This is a genomic window from Henriciella sp., assembly GCF_049649345.1.
Classification (GTDB): Bacteria; Pseudomonadota; Alphaproteobacteria; order Caulobacterales; family Hyphomonadaceae; genus Henriciella.
Genome location: NZ_JBARZC010000539.1, coordinates 1 through 10,805 on the forward strand (window position 1 = coordinate 1; position 10,805 = coordinate 10,805).

Annotated in this window: 8 protein-coding genes, 1 tRNA gene and 1 pseudogene; 4 read left to right on the forward strand and 6 right to left on the reverse strand. The window is 58.0% G+C overall.

Translation table 11 applies throughout. From position 1 onward, the window contains the following. A partial coding sequence (locus tag WA989_RS14800) for a M28 family metallopeptidase (protein WP_424341251.1) occupies window positions 1-1,202 on the forward strand: 1,202 nt, incomplete at its 5' end. 48 nt (window positions 1,203-1,250) lie between these two features. Then, complete coding sequence (gene rlmJ, locus WA989_RS14805; RefSeq protein WP_424341252.1) at window positions 1,251-1,988, forward strand: 23S rRNA (adenine(2030)-N(6))-methyltransferase RlmJ; 738 nt, start codon at window positions 1,251-1,253, stop codon at window positions 1,986-1,988. Here rlmJ and WA989_RS14810 read toward each other — a convergent pair whose 3' ends face one another. Then, entirely contained in the window at window positions 1,989-3,704 is a 1,716-nt protein-coding gene (locus WA989_RS14810; protein WP_424341253.1) for a sensor histidine kinase, read from the reverse strand. Window positions 3,705-3,854: 150 nt separating this feature from the next. Between WA989_RS14810 and WA989_RS14815 the strand changes: the two genes are divergently transcribed. Together WA989_RS14815 and WA989_RS14820 are read left to right on the forward strand one after the other, a co-directional pair. Next, window positions 3,855-5,129 carry an FAD-dependent oxidoreductase gene (locus WA989_RS14815; RefSeq protein WP_424341254.1) on the forward strand — a complete coding sequence of 425 codons (1,275 nt, stop codon included), beginning with the start codon at window positions 3,855-3,857 and terminating at the stop codon, window positions 5,127-5,129. Between the two features lie 17 nt (window positions 5,130-5,146). Then, window positions 5,147-5,680, forward strand: a complete 534-nt coding sequence (locus WA989_RS14820; protein WP_424341255.1) for a thioesterase family protein — start codon at window positions 5,147-5,149, stop codon at window positions 5,678-5,680. 16 nt (window positions 5,681-5,696) lie between these two features. Here the strand turns inward: WA989_RS14820 and WA989_RS14825 are convergent. From WA989_RS14825 to glnA, 5 genes and pseudogenes are all read right to left on the reverse strand, one after another. Further along, window positions 5,697-5,772: transfer RNA gene (locus tag WA989_RS14825), tRNA-Val, on the reverse strand. A 93-nt stretch (window positions 5,773-5,865) separates the two neighbouring features. After that, window positions 5,866-8,274 carry an endopeptidase La gene (gene lon / locus WA989_RS14830; RefSeq protein WP_424341256.1) on the reverse strand — a complete coding sequence of 803 codons (2,409 nt, stop codon included), beginning with the start codon at window positions 8,272-8,274 and terminating at the stop codon, window positions 5,866-5,868. A 144-nt stretch (window positions 8,275-8,418) separates the two neighbouring features. Beyond that, on the reverse strand, window positions 8,419-9,684 hold the full coding sequence (clpX, locus tag WA989_RS14835) for an ATP-dependent Clp protease ATP-binding subunit ClpX (RefSeq protein ID WP_424341257.1): 1,266 nt from the start codon (window positions 9,682-9,684) through the stop codon (window positions 8,419-8,421). 119 nt (window positions 9,685-9,803) lie between these two features. Further along, on the reverse strand, window positions 9,804-10,427 hold the full coding sequence (locus tag WA989_RS14840) for an ATP-dependent Clp protease proteolytic subunit (protein WP_424341258.1): 624 nt from the start codon (window positions 10,425-10,427) through the stop codon (window positions 9,804-9,806). Between the two features lie 179 nt (window positions 10,428-10,606). Next, a pseudogene (gene glnA / locus WA989_RS14845) lies at window positions 10,607-10,805 on the reverse strand (glutamine synthetase); the annotation flags it as partial.

Sequence of the window (10,805 nt, forward strand, 5' to 3'; positions counted from 1 at the left end):
CCGTTGTCATGCTCGTCAATGATCCAGGCTTTGCCCGCGGGACAGACGATCTCTTCAACGGCAAGGCCATGACGTATTACGGACGCTGGACCTACAAATATGAAGAAGCGGCCCGCCAAGGCGCAACAGGCGCGATTGTCATCCATGAAACGGCACCAGCGTCTTATGGCTGGGATGTTGTTTCCAATTCATGGTCTGGCGCCCAGGCTGACCTCGTACGCAGCGATGGCGGCGCAGAACGCACGACATATGAAGGCTGGGTGACCGAGGATGTCGCACGAAAGCTCTTTGCAGAAGCCGATCTCGACTTTGATGCGTTGAAAGACGCTGCCAAGGAGCCGGGCTTCGACGCTGTCGACATGGGCGATCTAACCTCCAGCGGCAACATCGTCCAATCCATCTCAACGACAGAATCCAAGAACGTCGTCGGTGTCCTGCCGGGGACGGAAAGCCCTGACGAATACATGCTCTTCACCGCGCACTGGGACCATCTCGGCAAGAAGTCCGAGGAGAGAACCGGCGCGCCGACAGAAGACTTCTACCGCGATGACATCTTCAATGGCGCGGTCGACAATGCCACTGGCTCTGCTGCCCTCCTCGAGATCGCAGAAAAGATGGCGGCCAGCGAGCATCCGCGCTCGGGCCTGTTCGTCTCCGTGACGCTTGAAGAATCCGGCCTGCTTGGCTCAGCCTACTATGCTGAGAACCCGACCGTGCCGCTCAATCAGGTCGTGGCAGGCATCAATATGGACGGCATGCTGCCGATCGGCCGAACGAAGGACATGGTGGTCGTCGGATATGGCGCCTCTGAACTCGAAGACATCCTGGAAAGCAAAATCGGGGCGCAGGACCGCACCGTAAAGCCCGATCCGAAGCCCGAAGCCGGATACTTCTACCGTTCTGACCACATCTCCTTTGCCAAGAAAGGCGTGCCGATGCTGTATGCCGATGGCGGCGTCGACAAGGTCGATGGGGGCAAAGCAGCTGGCATGGCCGCAGGCGAGGCGTACACCGTTCAGCGCTATCACAAGCCAATGGACGAGTATTCCGACAATTGGGATCTCTCCGGCATGGTGGAAGACATCACGGCGCTCTACGAGGTCGGGCTTAAGATCATCAATTCCGATGAATGGCCGACCTGGTATGAAGGCAACGAATTCGAGGCGACCCGCAAGGCATCGCTCGAATCAGGCGGCGAATAGGACTTGCTTTCCTATCAGCATGGATTTCACGCCGGAAACAGGGCTGACGTGTTCAAGCACGCAGTCCTGTTCTCGGTTCTGCAGATCGCTGCTCGCGGCGATCAACGCTGGCTCTATCTCGAAACCCATGCGGCCACCGGCTCCTACGATCTGACAGGCAAACAGGCCGCAAAGACCAAGGAAGCCGACCAGGGCATTATCCCTCTCATCGAAGGTGAGCCCCCCTGCCCCGAAATGGCCGACTGGCTCGCTTTCGTCCGGTCCCGTACTCTGAAATCCTACCCCGGCTCGCCTGCCATTGCGCAGGAATGCCTCGGCAAGAAAGATCGCATGATCTTCTTCGAACGCCATCCGGCCGAATACGAAAAACTGAAAAACAATCTGGGCGATGATCCGCGCACACGGGCGCTCAAGGAAGACGGCTATAAGGGTGCCCTGACCCTGCAGCCGCGCCATGGCGAACGCATGCTTGTCTTTCTCGATCCGAGCTATGAGACCGAGCGCGACATGGATGCGCTAGCCAATTGGCTGCCCCGCGCGATGAAACGATGGCCACAGGCGATGTTCCTGGTCTGGTTGCCGCTCTTCCGGGACGAGCGCGAACTGGAATTCGGCCAGTATGTCTCCAGCCTGGACTTCGGATTTGTTGCTGGCACGCGCTGGACCGAATTCTCGACAAAGGAATCAGCACTCGAAGGCTCGGCGATCATTGGCCTGCGCACCCCGCCGCCAATGGCACGGCCCGCCTATGCGATTGCGGACGCGCTGGAAAAGCTCTGGGCCTGATCAGGCGACGTTGCGGTCACGCTCACCGTTATGTTCGCTCGCCACATTACTGTTGGGCACATCGAGCAGAATTGATTTTGGAAGGCAGAGGATCGCCGTCGTGCCAACGCCCAGGCGCGACTTCAGGATAACATCGCCGGACATAAGACGGGCGAGATGACGGCATAGTGTCAGGCCAAGACCCGTGCCGCCATGGCTGCGGTCGAGTTCATTGTCGCCCTGGTAGAAGGCTTCAAAGACGCGTTCCAGCTTGTTTTCCGGAATGCCCCGGCCGAAATCACGGATCGCGATGAACGGCGCGCCATCCGCGTCGAGGCCGGCCCTGATGACGACTTTCTTGTCATGCCGGTTGAAGCGGATCGCATTGGTGATGAGATTGATCAGAACGCGCTTGATCGCCGTCTCATCCACCATCAGTCTTGAGAGCTTGGACGATACGGCCACGTCGAACGTATCGAGTGTGGACTTGTTTTCGAACCCGGCCGCCAGTGTAATCGACTCGGTCAGCAACCTTTCGGTTTCAACTTCGACAGGATTGATCGCAATCCGGTCGAGGCCGACCTTCGAATAATCGATAATGTCATTGATCAGGCGGAGCAGATGCGTGCCGCTTGTGTGGATATTATCGGCATATTCGCGGATTTCGTTCTCCGAAAGGCGCAGCTTGGAATCACCATTCATCAGTTTCGAGAAACCAAGAATAATGTTCATGGGTGTGCGCAGCTCATGGCTCATCGTGGAGAGGAACCGGCTCTTGGCAGCATCGGCGTCGACCGCCTCACGCTGGGCTTCGATCAGCTCGCGCTCACGTGTCTTGAGGGTTGTGATGTCTGTATGAACGACCACGGCGCCGCCCTCGCCCGTCTCGCGGCTCGAGCGCATTAGCCAGCGCCCGCTCTTCAACAGGACCGGTACCGATTCTTCACCCTTCTGGAAGTCAGGCCGGTCAACACCAAACCAGTCCTTGTGGCGCTTGTTGGCAAGGAGGAGCTGGCTTTCATCATCATAGAAGGCGAAAGCGTCATTCGACGAATCGATGGCGTCAGCGAGTTTCTCGCGCGCTTCACGGCTCGAATGAACCGTGGATATCATCGATTTGAGCTGGCCATAGCTGTTGATGCTGCCATGGATAAGCGCCGCCAGGAAAACCAGCGCAAGGGTGGCGATCGTCAGCGCATAATCGCCGCCGCGCGCGAAATTGATCACGGTGACAGGGATCAGGCAGGCAAAGGCAAATCGGGACGAGACGCGCGGAACAGCTGCAAGGATGCTGGTACTGCCTGCTGCCATGCCGGCTTGCATCATCCAGATGAAGATGGCGTGCGCGGCGTCCCCGCCGGCACTTAGAAAGACCGAAGCAGAGCCCCAGATAATGCCGAGCAGAATGGCCCCGTATTCAGCCTTTCTGAGATAGCCGCCCGAGACTTTTTTGGGTGCTGGCAGATTGCGCAGCTTGAACCAGGACAGGATCTGCATGCCGCCGATAAGGAGGATGGGTAGGAACCAGAGCGCGGCGTGTGCAAGCGGCACCTTGGTCGCCGCGCCGACGGCGACCAGCATCCCGTTGAAGATATTCATGCCCCCCATCATCAGCTGGTGCTTGACGAGGATCATTTGCTGTTCGCGATATACATCTTCCTGAAGCGAACTTGCCGGTCTCGGCAGCCGCCCCACAAGCCCGCGAAGGCTTGCTGAAGGATCGCGATCTTGCATCATCATCGACTTCATTAAGCGAAATTAGTTAACCCTCGCCAAAATGGGACATCGAATTTCACCTATTGTCGCTACAGCTTGGTACCGAATCTGCAGAGTCTCCCTTGCTCTGGGACAAGAATAATTGTTCCGGTAGCCGCCAGACCAGCATGGATGGATATAGAGAACGTGGACAGGCCAAGGACAATCGGGATTATCGGTGGCGGTCCGGCCGGACTCAGTATCGCGAAAATGTTGAAAGATAGCGGGGCGTATGAACCGGTTGTCTTCGAAGCACTCGGCGATGTCGGCGGCAAATCCTTCTCCTACCGCCATGGCGGCAACATCATCGAGATGGGCACCTGCTACGCCACATTTTCGCACAAGATTACCAATCAATGGATGAAAGAGCTGCGCATGCCGATGGGCTACCTCGGCGAGCAGCGCTTTGACGGCGCCGACTTTATGGATTTCGTAAAGTCCGGCTATGGGCCATCGCTGCCCTTGCAAGTCATCGGCTACTGGAAAGCCAAGAGACGCCTTGAGAAAGCGCTGGCGCGCCTCAATCCGGCGCAGGCCGATCTCGACGAGGCCGCCCTGCCGATCCAGGACTGGCTAAAACAGCGCAATCTCGGCAAGATCGAGAACTTCATGCTGCGCTCGACCACCAATATTGCCTATGGCTTCATAGACGAGACACCGACGGTCCAGGCGCTGCGCTGGAACGACATGAAACTGATCGTGACCGGCCTGCTCAAACAGCTCAGAATGCCGCTTGAGGGCTGGACCGAATTCTGGCGCCGCATCGCCGGCGAGATGGATGTGCGGCTTAACCAGCGCATTTCGGCCGTCGAAAGGGCAGACGACAGCGTGACGCTGGTCACGGCAGAGGGCGAGCGCCTATCCTTCGACGAAGTTGTGTGCGCCATTCCGCTCGATGAATTCGCCAAAATGACAGACCCGACGGAAGACGAGTCCTATGTCGCCTCGTCAGTAGACTGGAACGGCTACACCACAACTCTTGTCGCGGTGAAGGACTGGTTCACGGACGTTCATGTCGAGGCATTTCTGGACTCCGTCGTGCCTGGTGCGGACCGGGGCCAGCTTCTCTCGGCTCGCTATGAAGGCGCAGAAGACGAACTCGGCGGCGCGCTTTACCTGACGGGGCAACTCACCGGTGCGTATTCCGAAGCCGAACTACAGGAATTGCTGCGCGCCGACATCGAGAAAAAGGGCGGCCGCGTGAAGAACGTCATCCTGCAGAAGCTCTGGAAATACAATTCCCAATACAAGTCCGATGCGATCAGGGACGGCCTGATGAAAAGGCTGGAGACCATGCAGGGTAAACAGCGGACATGGTATACAGGCGCAATCTTCTCGCACGAGGCTGTGTCCCACATCGTGAATTTCAACGATGAACTGGTCGCCAAGATGCTGAAACCGGACTGAGCCGCCGGAATGCCTGGATGAACCTCTTTTTCCGTCTCCTCTTCGTTTTCCTGCGGGCCCATTTCTCAAAGAAAGATACGGACCCGTTCGACGAGACGGAAATCCGCTCACGCGTGATGCTGACCGACCAGGACATGTTCGCCCACATGACCAATAGCCGCTACTTCTCCTTCAGTGATCTTGCGACGACGAACTTTATCATCAGGACCAATTTCTGGTCGCGGCTTCGCAAGCGCGGCTGGGTCCCGGTCGTCACGGCCGAGTCTGTAACCTTCGTAAAATCCTTGAGAGCGCATCAGGCCTTCAGCGTCAAAACGAAGCTGGTTGGCTGGGACGAGAAATATATCTGCCTCGAACACGACTTCATCCACAAAGGCCAGAAGACCGCGCGTGTGCGCATCGTCGCCCGCTTCGCAAGCCGTACGAAAGGCGAGCGCGTCATGATGTCGGACGTGGTAAACCTGCTCGGCGTGGACCGTCAGTCCCCGCCCCTGCCAGACCCCTATCGCAGGCTGATAGAAGACATTCGCGCCGACCGGGCCGCAAGCTGACTTTGAGAGTGAGGACTGGTGGGCGGTAACGGGCTCGAACCGCTGACCCTCTCGGTGTAAACGAGATGCTCTACCAACTGAGCTAACCGCCCTTTCCAGAAAAGCCTTGTGCGCAAGCTTCGCGCGAAATGCAAGACGGCCTTCTGCGAAAGTCGCAAAAGGCCGCCCGGCGTTTGGAATTTTATCTAGTGACGCAGAGACTCTGCATTGTCTCCATCGCGCGGCTTGCCAGCCAGTGAGGCTTGAAGCGCCGCTTCGTCCTCATCCGACCATTCAATCGGCGTCAGCGGACGCGTCAGGGCCCGGGCCAGGACTTCATTGATGTCCGTGACCGGCACGATCTTCAGGCCTTCCTTCACATTGTCCGGAATTTCGGCCAGGTCCTTTTCATTCTCTTCAGGAATGAGGACGGTCTTGATCCCGCCGCGAAGGGCTGCAAGCAGCTTCTCCTTCAGCCCACCGATCGGCAGGACGCGGCCACGCAGCGAAATCTCACCCGTCATCGCCACATCGCGGCGAACCGGATTACCGGTCAGCAGCGAGACGATCGCTGTTGTCATGGCGATACCGGCAGACGGGCCATCTTTCGGCGTGGCGCCATCCGGCACGTGGACGTGAATGTCCGTCGTGTTGAACTGGCTCGGCTTGATGCCGACCATCACCGCGCGCGAGCGCACCAGCGAACTTGCCGCCTGGATCGACTCTTTCATGACATCCCGGAGGTTACCGGTGACTTTCATCATGCCGCGCCCCGGCATCTGGACCGCCTCGATTGTGAGGAGGTCGCCGCCCGTTTCCGTCCAGGCAAGACCTGTCACAGCCCCGATCTGGTCTTCTTCGTCTGCAAGACCGAAGCGGAACTTACGCACGCCGGCAAAGTCGCCGAGATTATCGGACGTGACTTCAATGCTGGTTGCGTTGTTCTGCGTGATCTGACGGACCGCCTTGCGGGCGAGCTTGGCCAATTCACGTTCCAGGCTACGGACACCGCCTTCGCGGGTATAGTAGCGGATCAGGTCACGGATGGCCTCGTCCTTAACGATCCATTCGCTATCGCCAAGCCCGTGATCCTTGCGGATCTTGGGAAGCAGGTGGCGGATGGCGATCTGCAGTTTCTCATCCTCGGTGTAGCCGGCAATACGGATGACTTCCATCCGGTCGAGAAGCGGCTGCGGCATGTTGAGCGAGTTCGCCGTGGTCACGAACATCACGTCTGAAAGGTCGTAATCCACTTCCAGATAATGGTCGTTGAAAGTCGAATTCTGCGCCGGATCGAGCACTTCGAGAAGCGCCGAGGCCGGATCGCCGCGATGGTCCATGCCCATCTTGTCGATCTCATCGAGCAGGAAGAGTGGATTGCCGGATTTGGCTTTCTTCATCGACTGGACGATGCGGCCCGGCATGGAGCCGATATAGGTCCGGCGGTGACCACGGATTTCGCTCTCGTCACGCACACCGCCAAGCGACACGCGCACAAAGTCTCGGCCAGTCGCCTCGGCGATTGATTTGCCAAGCGAGGTCTTGCCGACGCCCGGAGGGCCGACGAGGCAGAGGATCGGGCCTTTCAGCTTCTGGGTCCGCTTCTGTACGGCCAGATATTCCAGGATGCGCTCCTTGACCTTTTCGAGGCCATAATGGTCCTCGTCGAGTTGCTCTTCGGCCTTGTCGAGATCGGTGGAGATATCCTTGCGGTGGCCCCAGGGCAGAGCAAGCAGCCAGTCGAGGTAATTGCGCACGACCGTCGATTCAGCCGACATCGGGCTCATCTGGCGAAGCTTTTTGACTTCCTGGTCGGCCTTGGCGCGGGCTTCCTCGCTGAACGGGGTCTCACGGATCTTCTCTTCAAGCTCGGCGACTTCATCGCGCTCGCCTTCAGGCGAATCGCCCAGCTCGCGCTGGATCGCCTTCATCTGCTCGTTGAGATAATACTCGCGCTGGGTCTTCTCCATCTGACGCTTGACGCGGTTCTTGATCTTCCGCTCCATCTGCATCATGCCCATTTCGCCCTCCATGAGAGCGAACACCTTTTCGAGGCGCTCACGGGCACTGGAGACTTCGAGCAGCTCCTGCTTGTCGGCAAGCTTCACTTGAAGCTGCGAAGCGACCGCATCGGCAAGTTTGCCGGCTTCAGTAATTTGCGACACCGTTGCCACCGATTCCGGCGGAATCTTGCGGTTGAGCTTGGCGTAGTTTTCAAACTGGTCGATGACCGCACGGGCCAGCGCCTGGGTCTCGCCCGTATCGCCGACTTCCGGCTCGATAAGCTCGACATCGGCGTCGAAATACGAGTCGCGGTCGTTGAACTGGGCGATGCGAGCGCGGTTCGCGCCCTCGACCAGCACCTTGACCGTGCCATCAGGCAGCTTGAGGAGCTGCAGGATGGTCGCAACTGTTCCAAGCTCGTGCACGTCATCTGCGGTCGGGTCGTCTGTCGACGGGTCTTTCTGGGCGACGAGCATGATCTCGTTCTCGCCTTCATCGACCATTTCCAAGGCTCTCACAGACTTGTCACGGCCCACAAAGAGCGGCGCCACCATGTCTGGAAAGACAACAATATCCCTCAATGGAAGGACTGGGAGGGTTTTCCTGGGCATTACATGCCTCCTCTTAATTTCTGGATCCTGCTCAGCAGCAATCCGCCGCTCGCCTCAAAGGTGGACGATTCCGGCTTCTGTTTAAAGATGTGGAGGTGAACTCAAACCATTCAAGCCGGTCTGAGCATCCCGAATTGCACAGGTTTAGGACGCTTCGCTCGGCTTGGCGGCTTTCGCGTGGACATGCAGCGGAGCGGCATGACCTTCGACAACTTCGCCATTGACCACGATTTCCTCGACACCGCGCAGATTTGGCAGCTCGAACATCGTGTCCAGCAGGATGCCTTCCATGATCGAGCGAAGGCCGCGCGCGCCCGTCTTGCGGGCAATCGCCTTGCGGGCGACGGCGGTCAGCGCCTCGTCTGTGAAAGTCAGCTTCACGTCTTCCATGTCGAAGAGACGCTGATACTGCTTGAGCAGCGCATTCTTCGGCTGTGTCAGGATTTCGATCAGCGCGTCTTCATCAAGGTCTTCGAGGGTCGCGATGACCGGCAGACGGCCGATGAATTCGGGGATCAGGCCATAGCGCTGCAGGTCTTCTGGCTCAGTATCGCGCAGAAGCTCGCCGACGCCGCGGCCATCCGGGTCCTTCACATCCGCACCGAAACCGATACGGGTGCCGTCACCGCGCGAGGCGATGATCTTGTCGAGGCCGGCAAAGGCGCCGCCACAGATGAACAGGATGTTCGTCGTATCGACCTGCAGGAATTCCTGCTGGGGATGCTTGCGCCCGCCCTGTGGTGGCACGGAGGCGACAGTGCCCTCCATGATCTTCAGGAGCGCCTGCTGCACGCCTTCACCCGAAACGTCGCGGGTTATGGACGGATTGTCGGACTTGCGGGAAATCTTGTCGATCTCGTCGATATAGACAATGCCGCGCTGGGCCCGCTCGACATTATAGTCGGCAGACTGGAGCAGCTTGAGAACGATATTCTCGACGTCCTCACCGACATAGCCCGCTTCGGTCAGCGTCGTCGCGTCGGCCATTGTGAATGGCACATCGAGAATGCGCGCCAGCGTCTGGGCAAGCAGCGTCTTGCCGCACCCCGTCGGGCCGACGAGCAGGATGTTCGATTTAGCAAGCTCGACCCCGTCCGCCGTGGAGGCGTGCGAGAGCCGCTTGTAGTGATTGTGAACCGCCACCGAGAGGATGCGCTTGGCATAGGCTTGCCCGATGACATAATCATCCAGCACGTCGCAGATCTCGCGCGGGCTCGGCACACCTTCCTTGGACTTGAAGCCGGAAGCTTTGCTCTCCTCGCGGATGATGTCCATACACAGCTCGACGCATTCATCGCAGATGAACACGGTCGGGCCGGCAATCAGCTTTTTGACTTCGTGTTGGCTCTTCCCACAGAAGGAACAGTATAGCGTATTCTTCGAATCGCCGGTGCCGTTTTGTTTCGTCATGGCTACCTCAATGCTTGCGATCAATTAACGCACGATTTATGCCGCGCGCGAATGCCGCACTAAAATCGATCTTATTTTCAAAGTTCAGCCGCGCAAGTGCAGGCGCGCATCAGGCCAAACTATTCTTCCTCTTCGCCCTTGCGGCGCTCATAAACCTGATCAATCAGGCCAAAATCCTTGGCTTCCTCTGCCGTCATGAACGTGTCTCGATCCAGTTTACGCTCAATCGTGTCATAATCCTGACCGGTGTGCTTTACGTAAATATTGTTGAGACGGCGTTTCAATTCGAGAATTTCCTCGGCATGGCGCTCAATGTCGGTCGCAACGCCGCGATAACCGCCCGAAGGCTGGTGTACCATGACTCGCGCATTCGGAAGCGCGATCCGCATATTCTTCTCGCCGGCCGCCAGCAGCAGGGACCCCATGCTCGCCGCCTGGCCGATACACACGGTCGAGATCGGGCAGCGGATGTATTGCATCGTGTCATAGATCGCGAGACCGGACGAAACATAGCCGCCCGGGCTGTTTATATACATCGCGATCTCTTTCTTCGGGCTCTCGGACTCGAGGAACAGAAGCTGCGAGGTGATCAGCGCGGCCATCCCGTCATCAATGCCACCCGTCACGAAAATGATCCGCTCCTTCAGGAGGCGCGAAAAGATATCGAAGGCGCGCTCACCGCGGCTCGTCTGTTCGACAACCATGGGGACGAGATTGAGTGCGGTGTTGAAAGGGTCGCTCATTAGGGGAAATCCAGCCTGATCATTTATGGTCTTCTACAACCGTGGTCGCAGACGTTGCTATATTTGTCCATGCCATGTTTCACGCAAGGGCGCATATGAACACAGCCGTGGACAAGACCGTGGACTAAAAAAGCGCCGGAGCGATGCCCCGGCGCTTTTATCTGGATCGGCAATGCCGATTAGACCTTGTAGTACATGTCGAATTCGACCGGATGCGGGTGAAGCTGAAGACGCTCGACCTCTTCCATCTTCAGATCGATATAGGCATCGAGCTGATCGTCGTCGAAGACATTGCCCTTCTTGAGGAAGTCGCGGTCTGCATCGAGGCTTTCGAGCGCCTCACGCAGCGATCCGCAAACCTGCGGGATGGATTTGGCT